The sequence below is a fragment of the Lentimicrobium saccharophilum genome (assembly GCF_001192835.1).
Taxonomy (GTDB): domain Bacteria; phylum Bacteroidota; class Bacteroidia; order Bacteroidales; family Lentimicrobiaceae; genus Lentimicrobium; species Lentimicrobium saccharophilum.
Genome location: NZ_DF968182.1, coordinates 194,349 through 214,905 on the forward strand (window position 1 = coordinate 194,349; position 20,557 = coordinate 214,905).

The 20,557-nt window shown below is 47.7% G+C and carries 14 protein-coding genes; 3 read left to right on the forward strand and 11 right to left on the reverse strand.

Annotated features, from left to right (window positions below):
- Nucleotides 1-8: 8 nt before the first annotated feature.
- Together TBC1_RS00685 and TBC1_RS00690 are read left to right on the forward strand one after the other, a co-directional pair.
- Nucleotides 9-6,344 carry a T9SS type A sorting domain-containing protein gene (locus tag TBC1_RS00685; protein ID WP_137305330.1) on the forward strand — a complete coding sequence of 2,112 codons (6,336 nt, stop codon included), beginning with the start codon at nt 9-11 and terminating at the stop codon, nt 6,342-6,344.
- 87 nt (nt 6,345-6,431) lie between these two features.
- Nucleotides 6,432-9,128, forward strand: a complete 2,697-nt coding sequence (locus TBC1_RS00690) for a hypothetical protein (RefSeq protein ID WP_137305332.1) — start codon at nt 6,432-6,434, stop codon at nt 9,126-9,128.
- A 15-nt stretch (nt 9,129-9,143) separates the two neighbouring features.
- Here the strand turns inward: TBC1_RS00690 and TBC1_RS00695 are convergent, their stop codons facing one another.
- From TBC1_RS00695 to TBC1_RS00725, 7 genes are all read right to left on the reverse strand, one after another.
- Nucleotides 9,144-9,704 carry a DNA-3-methyladenine glycosylase I gene (locus tag TBC1_RS00695; protein WP_062037068.1) on the reverse strand — a complete coding sequence of 187 codons (561 nt, stop codon included), beginning with the start codon at nt 9,702-9,704 and terminating at the stop codon, nt 9,144-9,146.
- A gap of 204 nt (nt 9,705-9,908) precedes the next feature.
- Entirely contained in the window at nt 9,909-10,901 is a 993-nt protein-coding gene (gene mtnA, locus TBC1_RS00700; protein ID WP_062037071.1) for an S-methyl-5-thioribose-1-phosphate isomerase, read from the reverse strand.
- Nucleotides 10,902-11,019: 118 nt separating this feature from the next.
- Nucleotides 11,020-11,586: an outer membrane beta-barrel protein gene (locus TBC1_RS00705; RefSeq protein ID WP_062037074.1), complete on the reverse strand. Its 567-nt coding sequence runs from the start codon at nt 11,584-11,586 to the stop codon at nt 11,020-11,022.
- A gap of 509 nt (nt 11,587-12,095) precedes the next feature.
- Nucleotides 12,096-12,551: a cold-shock protein gene (locus tag TBC1_RS00710; RefSeq protein ID WP_062037076.1), complete on the reverse strand. Its 456-nt coding sequence runs from the start codon at nt 12,549-12,551 to the stop codon at nt 12,096-12,098.
- Nucleotides 12,552-12,714: 163 nt separating this feature from the next.
- Entirely contained in the window at nt 12,715-14,094 is a 1,380-nt protein-coding gene (locus TBC1_RS00715) for an alpha-amylase family glycosyl hydrolase (RefSeq protein WP_172668789.1), read from the reverse strand.
- Between the two features lie 91 nt (nt 14,095-14,185).
- Complete coding sequence (locus TBC1_RS00720) at nt 14,186-14,995, reverse strand: copper resistance protein NlpE N-terminal domain-containing protein (protein WP_137305334.1); 810 nt, start codon at nt 14,993-14,995, stop codon at nt 14,186-14,188.
- 298 nt (nt 14,996-15,293) lie between these two features.
- Nucleotides 15,294-16,115 (reverse strand): energy transducer TonB, encoded by an 822-nt coding sequence (locus tag TBC1_RS00725; protein WP_062037081.1) that lies wholly within the window; start codon nt 16,113-16,115, stop codon nt 15,294-15,296.
- A 180-nt stretch (nt 16,116-16,295) separates the two neighbouring features.
- On the opposite strand from TBC1_RS00725, the gene TBC1_RS00730 reads away from it, so the two are divergent.
- Nucleotides 16,296-17,261 carry a tRNA dihydrouridine synthase gene (locus TBC1_RS00730; protein WP_062037084.1) on the forward strand — a complete coding sequence of 322 codons (966 nt, stop codon included), beginning with the start codon at nt 16,296-16,298 and terminating at the stop codon, nt 17,259-17,261.
- An 18-nt stretch (nt 17,262-17,279) separates the two neighbouring features.
- On the opposite strand, the gene TBC1_RS00735 is transcribed toward TBC1_RS00730, so the two are convergent.
- The 4 genes from TBC1_RS00735 to TBC1_RS00755 form a co-directional block, all read right to left on the reverse strand.
- Nucleotides 17,280-17,465, reverse strand: coding sequence for a hypothetical protein (locus TBC1_RS00735; protein WP_062037087.1), 186 nt, complete (start codon nt 17,463-17,465; stop codon nt 17,280-17,282).
- 393 nt (nt 17,466-17,858) lie between these two features.
- Nucleotides 17,859-18,770: an alpha/beta fold hydrolase gene (locus tag TBC1_RS00745; protein WP_062037093.1), complete on the reverse strand. Its 912-nt coding sequence runs from the start codon at nt 18,768-18,770 to the stop codon at nt 17,859-17,861.
- Nucleotides 18,771-18,851: 81 nt separating this feature from the next.
- Nucleotides 18,852-19,265: a hypothetical protein gene (locus TBC1_RS00750; RefSeq protein ID WP_062037096.1), complete on the reverse strand. Its 414-nt coding sequence runs from the start codon at nt 19,263-19,265 to the stop codon at nt 18,852-18,854.
- Nucleotides 19,266-19,278: 13 nt separating this feature from the next.
- Nucleotides 19,279-20,544: a hypothetical protein gene (locus TBC1_RS00755; RefSeq protein WP_062037099.1), complete on the reverse strand. Its 1,266-nt coding sequence runs from the start codon at nt 20,542-20,544 to the stop codon at nt 19,279-19,281.
- Nucleotides 20,545-20,557 lie beyond the last annotated feature (13 nt).

Genomic DNA, 20,557 nt, shown 5'->3' on the forward strand with positions numbered 1-20,557 from the left:
TGCTTATTGTGTCAATAACCTTTGCTCAAAACGCACCTGTCAATTTTGAAACAGGTGGTTATGGAGCCGACTGGACCTGGACCGTGTTTGAGAACGGACCGAATGCCCCGCTGGGGATCATCACCAACCCTGACCAGAGTGGAATCAATACCTCTGCAACGGTAGCCTCGTTCACGGCTCTTCAAAGCGGTCAACCCTGGGCAGGATGTGAATCAGCTCATGGTGATGATGACCTTGGGCCTTTCGTGCTGGATGCAACCAACTCCATTATCAAAATCATGGTCTGGAAATCCGTGATCAGCGATGTGGGAATTAAACTGGTGGCCGCCAGCGGCTGGGCGCAGGCCGAAATCAAAGTGGCCAACACCCTGATCAATCAATGGGAGGAGCTTACGTTTGATTTTTCTGCTTATCCCAATCCTCCGGGAACAGAAGGCATGTACGATCAGATCGTGATTTTCCCCGACTTTAATCTGTCGGGAAGAACGCAGGACAATGTTATTTACTTCGACAATATCACGTTCAACGAACAAGGCACTTCGCCCGGTGAGCCAACCGTAGCAGCACCGGAACCACCGGTGCGCGAACCCGAAGATGTTGTCTCGGTATTCAGCGGTGCTTACACCAATGTGGCCGGCACTGATTTCAACCCCAACTGGGGCCAGACAACCGTTGTAACTTTCCCGCTGATCGCGGGCAACGAAACCATGAAGTATGCCAACTTCAACTACCAGGGAACGCAGTTTGCCTCGGCGCTTGACCTGAGTGGAATGGAGACCCTGCACCTGGATATGTGGACGGCTGATGCAACCGGGGTAAATATATCCCTGATAAGCACCGGTCCGGTTGAAACGCCTTATGCATTGCAGATTACACCCAACCAGTGGGTCAGCTACGACATTCCGCTAACTGCCTTTGCGGGTGTAAACCTTGCTGATGTTATCCAGCTTAAGTTTGACGGTGGAAACGGGTCACAATCCATTTATCTGGACAATATTTACTTTTACACTGAAGGCGGCGTAATCGGGGATACCCCGAGAAACCCGGTTGATTTTGAAACAGGTGGTTATGGAGCCGACTGGACCTGGACCGTGTTTGAGAACGGCCCGAATGCCCCGCTGGGGATCATTGCCAACCCTGACCAGAGCGGGATCAATACTTCTGCAACAGTAGCCGCATTTACTGCCCTTCAAAGCGGTCAACCCTGGGCAGGATGTGAATCGGCCCATGGTGATGATGACCTTGGGCCTTTCGTGCTGGACGCAACCAACTCCATTATCAAGATCATGGTCTGGAAGCCCGTGATCAGTGATGTGGGGATTAAGCTGGTGGCAAATAGCGGCTGGGCGCAGGCCGAAATCAAAGTGGCCAACACCCTGATCAATCAATGGGAGGAGCTTACGTTTGATTTTTCTGCTTATCCCAATCCTCCGGGAACAGAAGGCATGTACGATCAGATCGTGATTTTCCCCGACTTTAATCTGTCGGGAAGAACGCAGGACAATGTTATTTACTTCGACAATATCACGTTCAACGAACAAGGCACTTCGCCCGGTGAGCCAACCGTAGCAGCACCGGAGCCACCGGTGCGCGAACCCGAAGATGTTGTCTCGGTATTCAGCGGTGCTTACACCAATGTGGCCGGCACTGATTTCAACCCCAACTGGGGCCAGACAACCGTTGTAACTTTCCCGCTGATCGCGGGCAACGAAACCATGAAGTATGCCAACTTCAACTACCAGGGAACGCAGTTTGCCTCGGCGCTTGACCTGAGTGGAATGGAGACCCTGCACCTGGATATGTGGACGGCTGATGCGACAGGGGTAAATATATCCCTGATAAGCACCGGTCCGGTTGAAACGCCTTATGCATTGCAGATTACACCCAACCAGTGGGTCAGCTACGACATTCCGCTAACTGCCTTTGCGGGTGTAAACCTTGCTGATGTTATCCAGCTTAAGTTTGACGGTGGAAACGGGTCACAATCCATTTATCTGGACAATATTTACTTTTACACTGAAGGCGGCGTAATCGGGGATACCCCGAGAAACCCGGTTGACTTTGAAACAGGTGGTTATGGGGCCGACTGGACCTGGACCGTGTTTGAGAACGGCCCGAATGCCCCGCTGGGGATCATTGCCAACCCTGACCAGAGCGGGATCAATACTTCTGCAACAGTAGCCGCATTTACTGCCCTTCAAAGCGGTCAACCCTGGGCAGGATGTGAATCGGCCCATGGTGATGATGACCTTGGGCCTTTCGTGCTGGACGCAACCAACTCCATTATCAAGATCATGGTCTGGAAGCCCGTGATCAGTGATGTGGGGATTAAGCTGGTGGCAAATAGCGGCTGGGCGCAGGCCGAAATCAAAGTGGCCAACACCCTGATCAATCAATGGGAGGAGCTTACGTTTGATTTTTCTGCTTATCCCAATCCTCCGGGAACAGAAGGCATGTACGATCAGATCGTGATTTTCCCCGACTTTAATCTGTCGGGAAGAACGCAGGACAATGTTATTTACTTCGACAATATCACGTTCAACGAACAAGGCACTTCGCCCGGTGAGCCAACCGTAGCAGCACCGGAGCCACCGGTGCGCGAACCCGAAGATGTTGTCTCGGTATTCAGCGGTGCTTACACCAATGTGGCCGGCACTGATTTCAACCCCAACTGGGGCCAGACAACCGTTGTAACTTTCCCGCTGATCGCGGGCAACGAAACCATGAAGTATGCCAACTTCAACTACCAGGGAACGCAGTTTGCCTCGGCGCTTGACCTGAGTGGAATGGAGACCCTGCACCTGGATATGTGGACGGCTGATGCGACAGGGGTAAATATATCCCTGATAAGCACCGGTCCGGTTGAAACGCCTTATGCATTGCAGATTACACCCAACCAGTGGGTCAGCTACGACATTCCGCTAACTGCCTTTGCGGGTGTAAACCTTGCTGATGTTATCCAGCTTAAGTTTGACGGTGGAAACGGGTCACAATCCATTTATCTGGACAATATTTACTTTTACACTGAAGGCGGCGTAATCGGGGATACCCCGAGAAACCCGGTTGACTTTGAAACAGGTGGTTATGGGGCCGACTGGACCTGGACCGTGTTTGAGAACGGCCCGAATGCCCCGCTGGGGATCATTGCCAACCCTGACCAGAGCGGGATCAATACTTCTGCAACAGTAGCCGCATTTACTGCCCTTCAAAGCGGTCAACCCTGGGCAGGATGTGAATCGGCCCATGGTGATGATGACCTTGGGCCTTTCGTGCTGGACGCAACCAACTCCATTATCAAGATCATGGTCTGGAAGCCCGTGATCAGTGATGTGGGGATTAAGCTGGTGGCAAATAGCGGCTGGGCGCAGGCCGAAATCAAAGTGGCCAACACCCTGATCAATCAATGGGAGGAGCTTACGTTTGATTTTTCTGCTTATCCCAATCCTCCGGGAACAGAAGGCATGTACGATCAGATCGTGATCTTCCCTGACTTTGATCTGTCGGGAAGAACGCAGGACAATGTTATTTACTTCGACAATATCACGTTCAACGAACAAGGCACTTCGCCCGGTGAGCCAACCGTAGCAGCACCGGAGCCACCGGTGCGCGAACCCGAAGATGTTGTCTCGGTATTCAGCGGTGCTTACACCAATGTGGCCGGCACTGATTTCAACCCCAACTGGGGCCAGACAACCGTTGTAACTTTCCCGCTGATCGCGGGCAACGAAACCATGAAGTATGCCAACTTCAACTACCAGGGAACGCAGTTTGCCTCGGCGCTTGACCTGAGTGGAATGGAGACCCTGCACCTGGATATGTGGACGGCTGATGCGACAGGGGTAAATATATCCCTGATAAGCACCGGTCCGGTTGAAACGCCTTATGCATTGCAGATTACACCCAACCAGTGGGTCAGCTACGACATTCCGCTAACTGCCTTTGCGGGTGTAAACCTTGCTGATGTTATCCAGCTTAAGTTTGACGGTGGAAACGGGTCACAATCCATTTATCTGGACAATATTTACTTTTACACTGAAGGCGGCGTAATCGGGGATACCCCGAGAAACCCGGTTGACTTTGAAACAGGTGGTTATGGGGCCGACTGGACCTGGACCGTGTTTGAGAACGGCCCGAATGCCCCGCTGGGGATCATTGCCAACCCTGACCAGAGCGGGATCAATACTTCTGCAACAGTAGCCGCATTTACTGCCCTTCAAAGCGGTCAACCCTGGGCAGGATGTGAATCGGCCCATGGTGATGATGACCTTGGGCCTTTCGTGCTGGACGCAACCAACTCCATTATCAAGATCATGGTCTGGAAGCCCGTGATCAGTGATGTGGGGATTAAGCTGGTGGCAAATAGCGGCTGGGCGCAGGCCGAAATCAAAGTGGCCAACACCCTGATCAATCAATGGGAGGAGCTTACGTTTGATTTTTCTGCTTATCCCAATCCTCCGGGAACAGAAGGCATGTACGATCAGATCGTGATCTTCCCTGACTTTGATCTGTCCGGCAGGACCCAGGATAACACCATCTATTTCGACAACATCACGTTCAACGAGCAGGAACCTATCGTTGGTGGGCCAAATGCCCCGGTTGATTTTGAAACAGGTGGTTATGGGGCCGACTGGACCTGGACCGTGTTTGAGAACGGCCCGAATGCCCCGCTGGGGATCATCGCAAACCCTGACCAGAGTGGAATCAATTCCTCTGCAACGGTAGCTGAATTTACTGCCCTTCAAAGCGGTCAGCCCTGGGCAGGCGTTGAATCGGCACATGGTGATGATGATCTTGGACCTTTCGTGCTGGATGCAACCAACTCCCTGATCAAAATCATGGTCTGGAAGCCCGTGATCAGTGATGTGGGGATCAAACTGGTGGCCGCCAGCGGCTGGGCACAACCCGAAATCAAAGTAGCCAACACCCTGATCAATCAATGGGAAGAGCTTACGTTTGATTTCTCAGGTTATCCCAATCCTCCGGGAACAGAAGGCATGTACGATCAGATTGTGATCTTCCCTGACTTTGATCTGTCCGGCAGGACCCAGGACAACACCATCTATTTCGACAACATCACGTTCAACGAGCAGGGTACAACCCCCGGCGAACCCACGGCAGCAGCACCGGAACCACCGGTGCGCGAACCCGAAGATGTTGTCTCGGTATTCAGCGGTGCGTATACCAATGTGGCCGGCACTGATTTCAATCCCAACTGGGGCCAGTCAACCGTTGTAACTTTCCCGCTGATCGCGGGCAACGAAACCATGAAGTATGCCAATTTCAACTACCAGGGTACACAGTTTGCCTCGGCGCTTGACCTGAGTGGAATGGAGACCCTGCACCTGGATATGTGGACGGCTGATGCAAGCAGTGTTAATGTTTTTCTCATTAGCACCGGTCCGGTTGAAACGCCTTATGCATTGCAGATTACACCCAATCAGTGGGTCAGCTATGACATTCCGCTCACGGCCTTTGCCGGCGTTGATTTAACAGATGTTATTCAAATGAAGTTTGACGGCGGAAACGGGTCACAATCCATTTATCTGGACAATATTTACTTTTACACTGAAGGCGGCGTAATCGGGGATACCCCGAGAAACCCGGTTGATTTTGAAACAGGTGGTTATGGAGCCGACTGGACCTGGACCGTGTTTGAGAACGGCCCGAATGCCCCGCTGGGGATCATCGCAAACCCTGACCAGAGTGGAATCAATACCTCTGCAACGGTAGCTGAATTTACTGCCCTTCAAAGCGGTCAACCCTGGGCAGGCGTTGAATCGGCCCATGGTGATGATGATCTTGGACCTTTCGTGCTGGATGCAACCAACTCCATTATCAAAATCATGGTTTGGAAGCCCGTGATCAGTGATGTGGGCATCAAACTGGTGGCCGCCAGCGGCTGGGCACAACCCGAAATCAAAGTAGCCAACACCCTGATCAATCAATGGGAAGAGCTTACGTTTGATTTCTCAGGTTATCCCAATCCTCCGGGAACAGAAGGCATGTACGATCAGATTGTGATCTTCCCTGACTTTGATCTGTCCGGCAGGACCCAGGACAACACCATCTATTTCGACAACATCACGTTCAATCAACTGGTGACGAACAATGATCTGACTTTCCCCAAACGCATACTGATTTATCCAAACCCTGTAAAAAGGGGTAATCAAATCATACTTGTTGCAGATGTTAAGCAATTTGAATTGTTTGACATAAGCGGAAGAGTGCTGATTTCGACAAACACCTCCATTGTGGATACTGATAAGCTTAGTAAGGGGATCTATGTTTTAAGAATACACACCAGAAACGGTGATATTCAGACACAAAAGCTTATTGTGAAATAAGTCTGTAATTTTTTTTACCTTTAAGCCGTCTGTAAAAAGACGGCTTTTTTTTTCCTTGCTCAGATCATTTTTTAAATCATACTTTAATTGAAAACAAGAGCAGTTTATTTATTAATGCTTTATTGGGGAACACTTGCAACTTTCGCTCAATCGTTTTCGGAAAAAGGTGTGCCTCTGCTGCAAAACTACACCCCTTCTCAATATCAGCATAAAGGTAAGATCTGGGATATCGGGTCTGCTCCGAACGGCATTGTTTATATGGCCGCCGACGAGGGTTTGCTTGAATTCGACGGAAAAACATGGACAAGCTTCAGGGGAAGTGATGGCTTTACCCGCTCATTACTGGTTGATAACGATTCAACAATCTACACGGGATCGGATCTGGACTTTGGCGTCTGGAAAAGAAACAGTTACCGGGTTTTTGAATACACTTCATTGTATCCTTTCAAAGAAGACATTACCGGAGTTAATGAAGAATTCTGGAATGTTTTCAAACTGAACGATAATGTACTCTTTGTCTCGTCTCAGAACATTTATATCTATAAAAACCAGCACTTTACAAAAATTTCTGCACCCACTCATTTCACCGGAAGTTTTTCTGTAAATGATTCATTGTATTTCGCGGATGAAAAGGCCGGTCTTTTCCGGATGGATGGCCTTTCGCTGAAGCAGGTTTTCAAGTTTCCGGCCGGCGCGGGATTTGAGATTGCAGGCATTTACCGGCATCCGAAAGGCATTGTTCTGGTTACTAAAAACTCAGGGTTGGCGCTCTTTTCATCAGGGAAGCTGAGCATCTTAAACAATGCAGTATCTCAGCATCTGCAAACAGCAAAGGTTTTTAGTTTTACTCCCGTCGGCGATCAGTACCTGGCTTTCGGAACGATTCTGAAAGGTTTGTATATCACGGATATAAACGGGAGAATCATCCATCAGATCAACAGAAACAAAGGATTGCCGAACAATACCATTCTGAGCCTGCATTACAGTCCGTCAGGGAAACTATGGATGGGAATGGATTATGGAGTTTCAGCCATTGACCTTCACCGGAAAGTCACCACTTTTTACGATTTCAGGGGGGATTTCGGCTCAGGTTCTGCTGCCCTGATTTATAACGAAAACTTCTATCTCGGCACCAATCAGGGATTGTATCAGTCAGCATGGGATGACCTGAATAATGATTCGGATTATAACAGGTTCCGGCTGATACCCGGCTCAGAGGGGCAGGTCTGGTGTTTGGAGGAAATTGATAATAGTGTGTTATTAGGCCACGATAAGGGGTTGTTTATCCTGAACGGGAACAGCATTCAAAAGATCAGTGATGAACCCGGAGTATGGACCATAGTGCCCTATAAGGATTACCTGCTAACCGGTAATTATAACGGAATTTCAATTTTCAGGAAAGCTGGCAATACCTGGACATTCCTGAAAAAGATGGAGCTCATTCTGGGTTCATGCAATCAGCTGATAGTTGAAAAGGATAATATTTTATGGATCAATATCCCCAACTTCGGGGTGATCAGGGTGGTCTTAGACGACAATCTTTATCCAGCGGAACGGTTGATTATTAAAGACAAGGAATTTGACGGAGCGAATCCCTATCTGAAGAAAAGTGACTCAGGAATACATCTGTTAACAGATCGCTTTCAATACACATTCAGTTCAGCGGAAAGAAAATTTGTGAACAAAGTTGATGCTGAAAGTCAACCTGAAATTGATGGTCTGGTAAATGGAGCCAGTCAACCAATCGTTATTCATCAGGATTATGCCTTCTATCCTGTTTATAATGGCTTTGCGCTGAAATATCTGCGGTCCGGTGATAAAACGTCCGGACAGGCCTATTCCTTGTGTGTAAGAAAGATGGAAGCCATTGGCCGGAATCATGACAAAACAGATTTTTATCCGGAAGCAAGCATCCCTTTCAGACAAAACAGCCTGAAAATTGAATGTATTGTTCCGAATCTTGACAAGGTTCTTTATCAGTATAAGCTGGATGAATCAGGCAGATGGAGCCCCTGGGATTCAAACAATACCTTTGAGTTGTTTAACCTGAAAAGGGGGAAGCATACGCTTTTTGTCAGGGCATCAATGAATAATGAAATATTGCAAACTCTGGCAATACCTTTTCGCATCGAAGCCCCTTGGTTTCACTCATGGTTAGCATACCTTATTTACTTTGTCACAGCAGTATTGATTGTTTACGGATTGCTGAGCCTGCAGAAATTGTCATTGAAAAAGCACAGGAAGCAGCATTTGATTAAGGAACAACGATCATTGCGGGAACAGGCCGAAAAGCACAGGCAGGAAATGATGATGCTGGAACAGGACATGTTAAAGGTAGAATACAATAAACTGAAACAACAATTGAAGGCCAAAACCATAGAGCTTGCATGTAAAGCGAGGGTAGACGACGAGAAAAACCGGATGCTGCTTTCTTTGAAAGAAAAGTTTGAGCGTGTTCAGAAAGAACCGGCCCTGGCGCAGATGATATTAAAAGAAATAAACCGGATTCTGGAATCTTATATAAATACGGAGGTCAATACTTTTGAAATCCAGATAGATGAACTGCATCAGGAGTTTTATAAAAAACTGAAAGACAGGTACCCCGGACTGTCAAACAACGACCTCCGGTTATGCGCGTACCTGAAAATCGGTTTGAACTCCAGGGAAATAGCCGATATTCTGAACATTCTGCCGTCCAGTGCTTTTATAAGCCGTTCCCGGTTGAGGAAAAAGCTCGACATCGGTGCCGATGAAGACTTGTATGAATTTCTGAATTCAATCTGATTTCAGCAGCCCGTTTTATCCAGCCTGGTTTTTCCTGAAACATCCCTCCAGATGGTCATCCACCAGGCCGGCGGCCTGCATAAAAGCATAACAGATGGTGCTTCCGCAGAAGGTGAATCCGCGCTTTTTCATATCCTTTGCCATGGCATCCGATTCAGGACTGGTGGCAGGTATTTGCTTCAGCTCATCCCAATGGTTCACCATGGTTTTCCCTCCGGTAAACTGCCAGATGTAGGCATCAAATGAGCCAAACTCTTTCTGAATGTTTAGAAACACCTGCGCATTCCTGATGGTTCCCCTGATTTTGGCCCGGTTACGGATAATGCCGGAATCGCCGAGCAGGCGGTGATAATCTTCTTCGGTGTAGGCGGCAATTTTCACCGCGTCAAAATTATCGAAGGCCCTGCGGAAACCTTCCCTGCGGTGCAGTATGGTTTTCCAACTCAGGCCGGCCTGAAAGGCGTCAAGCACAAGGAACTCGAAAAGTTTGCGATCGTCATGAACGGGCACACCCCATTCGGTGTCATGGTATTCAATCATCAGCGGGTCGTTGCCCGGCCAGGTACAGGTTTTCATTGCGGATTTTGGATTTTGGATTTCGGAATTCGGTTAAAGGGACGAGGGGCGGCCCTTCGACTCCCCTTCGACTCCGCTCAGGGTGCACGCTCAGGGACCGGGACGAGGGGCGGCATCCTGTCTGAAAGGTACTGCTCACCTGAACACCCGAGCACCTGAACACCCGAACACCCGACATTTCCATATTTTTATATTTACTGATTCTTAATTAGTTACCCCTTTCTCCGTGATAAATCCGGTAATCAATGCGGCGGGGGTGATATCGAAAGCGGGGTTAAAGGCCTCTGATCCCGGATTGGTGACCCTGATGGTATGCATTTTCCCGTCACCGTCGGGCCCGGTCTGGTAGTGCACTTCATCCTGGCTGCGGTGTTCTATTTCAATGGCGCTGCCGTCGGGGGTATTGTGGTCGAAGGTTGACAAGGGGGCTGCCACGAAAAAGGGGATGCCGAAATATTCAGCGAGTATGGCTTTTTCATAGGTCCCGATTTTGTTGGCCACATCCCCGTTGGCCGCGATGCGGTCGGCGCCGGTAATAACCAGGTCGATCATACCTTCCGACATCAGAAATGCACCGGCATTATCGGGGACGATGGTGTGGTCCACGCCTTCGTTGGCTAATTCCCAGGCGGTAAGGCGGGCGCCCTGGCTTCGGGGCCGGGTTTCATCGGCATAAACGTGGATTTGCTTGCCATTCCGGTGAGCCGTGTAAACGGGAGAAAGCGCGCTACCGTAGTCGACAAACCCCAGCCAGCCGGCGTTGCAGTGGGTAAGGATGCGGGCGCCGTCTTTGATAAGCGCGTCGCCAAAGAACCCGATTTTCTTTGCCGCCTCTACATTTGCATTGGCAAGGTTCTGAGCTTCTTCGATGGCGGCCTGAACCGAAATTTTCCCGGCCTCGTAAACCCTGTCAACGGCATAAAACAGGTCGCGGGCGGTAGGGCGGGTGGCGCGGATGCGCTCGCGGGCGATATCGGGATCTTCATTGCTGATAAAGCCCTGAGCCATAGCAAAACCTGCGGCGGCACCAATGGCCCCTGCTCCGCGCACCGTCATTTTCCGGATGGCTTCGCAGGTTGCTTCACGTTGTTTAAATGCCTGCACTTTGAATTCAAATGGCAGGAGATTCTGATCTATCATATAAACCACCGTCCCCTCCATCCAGATGGTCCGGTAGTGCCTGTCGCCGACTTTCATATCCGGTTAATTATTGTCTACATACAAAGATAGCTGTTTCGGCATTCCGGCCTGAACTACCGGTAAACAAAAGAGGCTGCCCGGTAAGGGCAGCCTCCGTGATAACTATCCGGAAAAATTACAACTTCAGGGCGACACCCAGGTTGAGCCATGCAATTCCGTAACCGATTTCGGCCATTGCAGCAAATTTTTCGGTGAAATAATAACGGCCACCGGCATACCATGACCAGATCAGGCCGCTGCTGGAAGCACTGTAGTTGTATAAAGGATCAATATCGCCGAATTCTTTGGCTGATACAACATTAAAACCAAGCATCAGGCCTGTATAGGTATCCAGTTTATCAACCAGCGGATAATGAAATGAGCCGCGAGCACCAATTATAAAGTTGGTGTATTTGTATCCCCAGTTGCCGCCGAAATAGGTGTATTCCCATTTGCTGGAAGCATAACCCAGATAACCACCTACACCAATCGAACCAACATCAAGTACATCGTCTTTAATACCTACCTCAAACGATGCTGAGATTGGTGGAATTGAAGATGTGTAACCGCTTCCGGTGTAGAGTGTGCTTCCAAGACCGATTCCCAGATTCAGGACCTTTTCTCCCTTGGTAAGCATGTTGTCCTGGGCAGACAGACTGAATGCCAGAAATGCAGCAAAAAGGGTAATGACTACTTTTTTCATGTTTGTTTGGTTTTAGTTGAACATTGGATTGTTTCGGTTAACTTAAAAATTGTTTAATACTACTCTATTGATTTGTATGTTGCGCCTGTTGCAGGTCTGTTCAGGTGTTTTTGTGATTCATTAACGACAAAGGTAAGGCAATACAAGAAAATCCGGCTAAGTAATTGTAGGTATTTTGGTCATTGCAGTGTTTTGCCCTGGATTTGAGGATTTTTCTCCCCTTTTTTATAACAAATCTGATAAAAATAAGTTCCAATCTATGGCAAAGATAGTATGCTTTTATAAAACTTCATGCTTTCGCCTGCACTAATTCCGGATTTTGTTTAAAAAGAATCTCTGAAAAATCATTTATTTTCCCATTATATGATCTGGTCAGGTTTCATGGCTGAAAGCACTTTTCCTGCGTACTGCACTGATCAGTAAACAACTTCAGCCCGGGCTTGAACAGGCCCGGGCTTTAAAGCACAAACGCAAAGGGAATGCGGGTTAACCAGGGGGGAAAAAGCGCGTTATATAACAAGCTTTACTTCTATGGCATTAAGCCCTTTAGGTCCTTTTTCGACCTTGAAACTTACTTTGTTGTTTTCTTTGATAGGCTCAGTCAGCTGGTTGATATGTACAAAAATACTTTCGCCTGACCTGAGATCCCTGATAAAACCAAATCCTTTGGAATCATTAAAGAAAGTAACTATTCCGGTACGGAATTCTTCTTCAGGGCTGACATCTTCTTTTTTCCGGACACCGATCTCGATCTCTTCGGCTTTGATGACACTTTTGGTTGCAGGATCGGGTGGCGTATCACTGATGCGGCCATATTCATCAACATAGGCAATCATGCTGTCGGGGTTGTTGCCATCGGCAGTGTTTGACGCCCTTTCAAGTTTGCGGGCCGCTTTGTCTTTCTTCTTTTTCTGCTTTTTCTTTTCGTTTTCGATTTTGTTCCAGGATTGCTGTGATCTTGCCATGAATGGGTTTTGGGTTGGTTTTCCTGCGGTGAGGGATGAATAAAAGGCCTTGCAGGAAAAAGCTGAAAATGAGGGTCAGACAGTCCGGCAAAACGTAACGTTTGCAAAGATAGGTAAAATTTCCCGTCTTTCGTTCAATAGCTTAAAAGGGCTTTGTCCGGGATTACCGGTTCAGAATCAGATACTGATATGGTTCCAGACCGATGGAGGTGCCTGATGGTTTAAATGGCGTGCCATCCGGGAATTTCCAGGCTGCGGCAAGCACCGTGCCGGGAACCTCAAATATGCTTTCGCGGTTCCGGACATTGACGATGATCAGCAGGCCCGCATCTTCAGATGAGCGTTCAAAGGCACAAACATCCGCCGTGGAGAAGTCACTGGTAGTTCCTTGCCTGGCGGCGGGAGCTTCGTTATAGATGGCCATCATTTCCTGATATGCTTTCACCATATCAGGATTGGCGGTCCAGTCGATGGGCGCATTGGAAAAGAAGGGCAAAGCAGGGATTCTGCCTACCTCCTGACTACCGTAAATCAGCGGTACTCCGCCCATAAAAACCGCGATGGCAGAGGCAGCCAGTGCTCCCTGTTTACCATTGAACAGGGTCATGGGGGTGGCATCCCAGGCCGATTCGTCGTGGTTGGTGGTGAAGCGGAGCCGGGTTTTCCCTGTTGGCGTGGAAAGTTGTTCCTGCCGGTGGGTAGCATACAGTCCGTCTGCTGCCTGTCCGCTCCATACGGACTTAAGTTTCCCGTAGAAGTCCCATCCATAATTCAGCTGGAAGCCTGCGTTAAAGTGGTCGGAGCGTCCGCCCTCCGCCAGCAGAATGATTTTTCTTCCGGCAAGGGCATTTATGGAATCAATGGCTTGTTTCCAGAAATCGTAAGGGACCATATCCGCGGCATCGCAGCGGAAGCCATCCGCATTGGCCGCCAGCAACCAGTATTTCATGGCGCTGATCATGGCTTTGCGCATATCCTTATTGTCAAAATTCAGGTCGGCCACATCCTGCCAGTTGGTCCCCTCCGGATGAATCACCTCGCCATTTACCCTTGTGTACCATGAAGGATATTTCATCCACGGATTGTCCCAGGCGGTATGATTGGCCACCCAGTCGAGGATTACCGCCATGCCGCGCTGATGGGCCTGATCGGTCAGACGCCTCAGGTCGTCCAGCGTCCCGTATTCGGGATTTACTTCCCGGTAGTTTTTTACGCTATAGGGAGAATTCACTGAATTGACCGTGCCGATGGGATGTATGGGCATCAGCCAGATCACATTCACGCCCAGCGACCGGATGTGGTCCAGTTTTTGGGTTACTCCCGAAAGATTACCGGCAGTACTGAAAGCCCTCAGGTTGACTTCATACATTACTATATCTGATGTGGCCGGTACCGCTCCGAAAGGTACTCCGTACTGCGGGGGATCAGGCAGAATAAATTCATTGGCGGGAGGTGACGGGGCGGGTTTTTCTTCCTTATCCGAACAGGTTGTGACCAGGAATGCCATCAAGATAAACAGGACTGTTGCCGGGAGTTTTTTCATATTGAGCATCAGTTTTGGGGTCCGCCTCACGATAGAAGCCGACTGGTTAATAAATTGAAATACATTCCCGGCAACAGTATGTCCGGATTTTTTACTCTGCTACTGGTTCAAAACGGGCGAGTGGGGCCATACGGGCTTTGTTCAGCTGAAGGGATGTTTCACTGACATTATAATTGTCAGCTGTTTCAAGCACTTTCAGCAGTGCCCGCTCGGTTTCCATGTTGAGGCACGACATCATGGTTGATCCCATTTTAGAAAAGGTCACCCTGTTGCCTTCCCGCAGTTCATAACTCCCGAAAAAGGTATTGCAGCTTCCGAATCCGTTGATCCGTTGCTCCGCTTCATCAAAGTAAATGAATGCATCAGGCATCTTTCCTTTGAAATCAACGGGCTTGCCGTTTATTTCAACCAGTTTCCATTTTTTGCCTTCAAGAACAGGATCTTTTACCGGAGGCAGCATTTTCTGAAGTACATACATATCTGCCAGTTCACCCCTGATGACTTTGCCTTCAAGGTCAAGCTGAACAAGTTTGTTTTCACCCACAAGGTAACGGTCCGGCGCATTTGAAATCCCTTCAAGTTTAATGCTGCTGCCGGATTTATCCCAGGTAAACCTGCCTGATTCTTCGAAGGCTTTTTCATCCTTTCCTTTGTAAATGGTTGATCGTTGAAAGGAAAGATCACTTCCTAATGTAATGGTGGTGAGCAGTCCTTCGCAATCCGCACAGGGGAGAACACCCGTGTAAGTACCATGCCAGTCAAGGGAATTCCGGCTGTTGTCGCCGATAATGATATTTCCGGCCGCCTGCCGCCCGCCGGTGGTTGTCTTTTCTTTTGTTTTGCAGCCGGGCATCTGAAATGAGATGATGGCTGCCAGTGAAATCATCAATAGCTTTTTCATACAGCGGTTCTTTATTGGTTTGGGTTCAAATGACTGAATATTACAGGTATAAAGATACTTAAATTCATGAAACCGGCAGTTACATACTTGTTCTCACAACCTAAAACATATTGCTGATTGCAAAAACCGGGCAAACTTTGGCAACCCGTCTCAGAATAGTCCGGCAAATGGACTGTTTTCCAACCGCCGGTATCCGTTTCAATCATTGAACGCGTAAATAACAAAATTCATACGGTTCAGTTTATCTTCGCCCGGCAAGGCAGACTTGATTGAATTTCTGTGCCAGGAAAGAGAAATATTATCCTGCCAGGGTAAATTTGATGGGCATATTGAATCTGGTGTTCATGGGTTTTCCATCCTGCTTGCCGGGTTTCCAGGGGGGCATTTTTTTTACTACACGTATGGCTTCCTCATCCAGCAGGGGATGGACCCCTCTGAGGACTTCAACGTCGGTGACTTTACCGTTGACACGGACAAGAAACGTTAAATATACTATCCCCGAAATATTCATTTCCCGGGCTTTGCGCGGATAATTTATATTGTTTATCAGATAACGGATCCTCCGTTGCTCGCCTCCTTTGAATCTGGGATGCTCGTAAAAGGGGTAGTAGGTCGTATCCTTTCCCTCAATGGAATAGCAATTCCCGTAAATCAGTTTGTCATTTTCGAAGGTCTCTTTCCGTTTCAGGCTCCCGTCTTTGTAATACACAATGCGTTCGCCATGCTGTTTCTGATCCATATAATTCTCAACATAATAAAGAGCACCGGAGTCGTAGTATTTTTTCTGTTCCCCTTCGTAAGCCCCTTTAAGAAAGTTATTTGTCCCTATAATCCTTCCGTCTTCTGAATAGGTGATGGTGTGGCCCTCCAGAAGCGGGGTGTCTGTGCCAATATATATTTCTTCAGTTTTAAGCTGGCCGTTTGCATAATATGTTCTGAGGATAAAGCCATCATCCGTCATGGTTTTTACCTGCATGTAGTAATGGTTTCCGCGCGTGGCTTCATTGTAAAATTCATCATAAAATGTGGTATCCTGAATTTCCTGGCTTTTCAGGCCGGGGCTGAGCAAGATAAAGCAGAGCATTGTAATGATGGCTGTATTCAAATAAGTTTTTTTCATATAAGTATTATTTGTGTGGGCTATTTTATAATCTTAATGAGGATATTGATAAGCGGAGTAAAAATATCAAAATTTATCCTGCGATGGATATATCGGGCAATTTCAGGGTTTTTACTGATTTCAGGAGGTTTCCGGGATCTGAGGCCGTGCCGTGTCAATCTTGCGTATTTTTGTGCTCCGATGAATTTACAAACTGCCATTTTTTTTGCCCCTTTTCAGGGGATTACGACCAAAGCCTTCAGGTTGGTGTATGCCCGGCATTTCGCGGGGGTGGATAAGTTGTTTACCCCCTATTTTGCCAATATCGCGGTGGATTATCCCCTGCCTGCGCTGAAAATGAAAGCCCTGCAACATCAGTCTGAAAGCGGAATTTCTGTAGTTCCGCAGATTCTCAGCAAAAGCGCCCCGGAAATCCTCTCTTTTGCCCGGAGTTGTGCAGCGCTTGGCTTCGGTGAACTGAACTGGAACCTGGGCTGCCCTTATCCTCAGGTTGCCCGGAAGAAAAGGGGCTCGGGCATGCTGCCTTTTCCGGAGATGGTGGATGAAATCCTGGATCAGGTAATGCCGCACATGCCCCTTTCTTTTTCCGTGAAGTGCAGGCTTGGCTATGCAAAGGCTGCGGAAATAATGGACCTGGTACCGGTTTTTAACCGTTATCCCGTCGCTGAACTGACGATTCATGCGCGTACCGGTAAACAGTTATATTCCGGTAAGACCGACCCGGACGCTTTTGGAGCGGCGCTTGAAGGGCTTCAGGTGCCGGTGGTTTATAACGGGGATATTTTCACCACGGAGGATTTCGGCCATATCAGCGGGCTTTTCCCCGGAATTTCACGGTTTATGATCGGCCGCGGGATTTTGAAGGACCCCTTTCTGCCGGCCCGCATCAAGGGACTGCCGCAACCCGGCGATAGCAGGGCTGTTTTGCGCGGATTTCTTGATGACCTCTATTTTGAGACGCGCAGGGAGAAGAAAGATAGCCCCTCAGCCCTGAATGCCATGAAGGAGTGTTGGACTTACCTGATGTTTGCATTCGAAGAGCCGGTGGTTGTTTTCCGCAGGCTGAAAAAGGCCGGAAACTTTGATGATTATGAAGATGCGATCAAAGAGGTGTTTGCCAATGACAGGTTAAAGATTCAGGAGTAAATTGACCGGAACAGAAACCTACTGTTTTATAATTGCTTCGTGACTGAGCTTTTCAATGGTTGAAGATCCGTATTGTCCCGGGTTGTCATAGTGGCTGATTACATTGAAACGGGTTTTATCAAGCCATTGTTCGATAAAAGGGAGGGAAGGGGCATAGTAAAAACGGCTGCCGGGGCGGAGAGAGGCCAGGATTTTCATGAACATTTCATCGGTTCACAGCATCCCCCAAAAAAACCGGTCTCAGGCGGGATGCATTTGCCTGAATTCCGATAAATCGTGACATTTCTGATTTTCCGGAATTTTTCTCATTTGCGGGTGCGCGTTTAAGATGGTATGGATGTATACAGTTACTCATATAACAAAATGGATTTTTTTTGGTTCCGGAATCTGTTTTTCTGATTGCATCGCTGATGGGGGTTCCATCAAGCAGACAATCATCGCCGCGAACCATGAAACTGATGATGGTTGGTATTCCGGTTTCAATCTCACAGCCAGCGCCCCTTCCGTGAGAACAGTTTTTGATTCCCGGAATATCTTCTCAAATTTTGTTGTTCTGACAATCATTGGATGAAGTGTGAAGATCAATATAATATTTGGTCAGAACCTGTATTTATCCCGGTAGCTTTTAATTGCCTGAAACAAATCACTGCTGTTTTCAAGGAAAGGCATATGCCCTACATCGCTTCCCCAGAGTATCATGTCAGGGAAACAGACATCTTTAAAATGTTCCGGACCTATTACCCAGTCAGATTTTCCATAGAAAAATAATACCGGTATGTTGATTTCCGGAGTATATTTCCTGAAATTTTCATGATAATCGGTAGTATATACGATATACTCTTCACTTCCCCAGTTCCAGTCTGGTACTTCGCCGAAGGTTTGGCCCATTCTTAAATAATTTTCGTACGAATCGTAACCTGGTTTCCACATCAGATTTTTTTGGCTGAGTTCACCAATCAGCGCTCCGAATCTGTCGACAAAGAACGAAGAATCATCGTTGCACCATTTTGAATCTGCCATTTCAGGTAATGAACATGCTTTAGGGTAGAATCCGTTTTCAAAGGAATCTTTCCAATCAAGGGTACAGTTGATCATAAGCATTCCTTTAATAGCCTCCGGATGACTTATAGCATATCCCATCTGCAGAAGACCGCCAAAAGAATGACCCATTACAAGCCATTCGCTGATTCCCAGTGCCATTCTGACCTCTTCAAAATCAGCTACCATTCTGCTCATCGAATAATTGTTATCCTTTGGCCCTGAAGACCGGCCACAACCCCGCTGATCGAGATAAATCATCTGAAAGAACTGCTCCAGAGAGTCGCCGGCAAACTTTTCAGCCCAATAGCTGCCGCTGCCCGGTCCTCCATGCAAATAGAGACATGGGGTACCCTTACCTTTAACTGTAACAAATAATTCAACATTATCGGTTGTTTTAACAAGCATATCCTGAGCCTGAATTCCCGATATCAAAATGGAAAACAGCAAAAGAAGCGATACTTTTTTCATGATTGAATCATTTTTTTTTTGAATTATTCCCGGGATTGGTTTTATTGTTCATGCTGCTATCGCGAAAGATATGGATTATGATCATTTAACCTCAGGAAGGAATAAATTCCTCACTCCTAAACCACCCCTCAAAGCAAATATTATGTAACTTATTGTCAGCAATCCGTCGATGATTCCGGTGAACCAGAATGTATCGGGGAAACCCGGAACAAAAACCATATATGAGTAGAGCAGCAGAATATAGAAAGCCCTTCCGGTAATCAGACACCCTACATTCAGGGCATAGCGCCGGATGTTCAATGCCGACATAAACTGCAGGTAGGCAAAGCAGAGAAAGAAAGATCCCAGAAATATCGCATAAAAAGGGTCCATTGGCGGATTGTCGATGTTACGCCCTGAACCGATCGCGAAAATGTAAAGAATTCCTGCAATGGTATCCCATACACCTCCCAGGGCAAATACCGCTGACAATGGTTTGAGTTTATCAGTATTCATGGTTGTGCCTGATTTATTCTGAAACTATATTGGTTTTCACCTCTTCGATCAGTTTCTCCCAGGTATAACCGTATTCCTGAATAAATTCATCCATACAATGCCCGGCATACGCTCTCTTAAAAGCTTCAGGGCCGGTAATCCGGATAAGCGCATGAATAAAAATTCCGGATATGCTGTAATTTTCCATTGCCCTGAAAAACTCAACCGGTTCACCGGTAATCAATGCAGGAGTCAGGTATTGATGGTGGGTTCTGAAAACTTCAAAATCGTGCTGATAAGTTTCGGGACTGAAATAATAATCGGTAGCCTGACGGAACCCCTCATCGAAAAAGGCTGACGGCGCCTTTCCGATCGTTGCACCAATAATGGTATGTCCTGCTTCATGCCGGCAGATGGTCATACTCAGGCCCGTAACGTGATTTATGTTTCCGGTTGATTTTCCATACACGGTTTGCCAGAGCGGAGCGGCAATGAAATACTGTAATTCTTCCCGGGTGTTGTAAAAGTAAGTTACAAAGCGGGGAACATCCGCCGGTTCAACGGACAGGTATTGGCACATGCCATCCACATACCGGTCAAATTCAGGCAGAGCGCTGCCAAGTCCCGTTGTATCGGTGATTGAAGCGGCAACATAGAAATCGGCATATTTTGTCCGGATCAGTTTGCCGAAATAGCTTTTCCTGAGATCATCCAAATTGTTCATCTGTTCAGTTTTCCCCCTTCCGGGATGAAAACCGCTATAAATGATCCGGTCTCCCCTGAGTATGTAAAACTGATAGGCACTGGTCAGGTAACCAAGGTAGGAAAGCGGCGCATCTTCACCGTTCCGGCAGATATAGAGCCGGTCGGCATTGTGGCTGATGTAATAAAAACCATCTCCGGGTTCGCAGAATTGCTCCCCTTTGTAAGAGAATCCGTATTTCAGGGGTGTTACCGGAAGGTCAGCCGCGGAAATATGCCTGAAAGCATGTACCGGTCCGCTGAAAAGCAGGTGTTTACCTGAATCCGTTGTGCTCAGTTGCGTTTCATGCCGGAATTCATAAAATGGCTTCTCTTTCCAGAAAACAAAATCTCTGATCAATGTTGCATCTTCATGATTTAAATCATATCCATCCGGTAAAACGACCACTACCGTATCGGTATCATAGAATTTTTGCATCAGTTTTACGCTGTCATCCATTGCAATGAAACCGGCTGGTTGTGAGAACCCGGCACTGATGAAAATACCATTCAGCAAAAGGTTCATGACAATGCAAAATGATTTAACGGTTTTTGCCATTTTTGTAACGTTT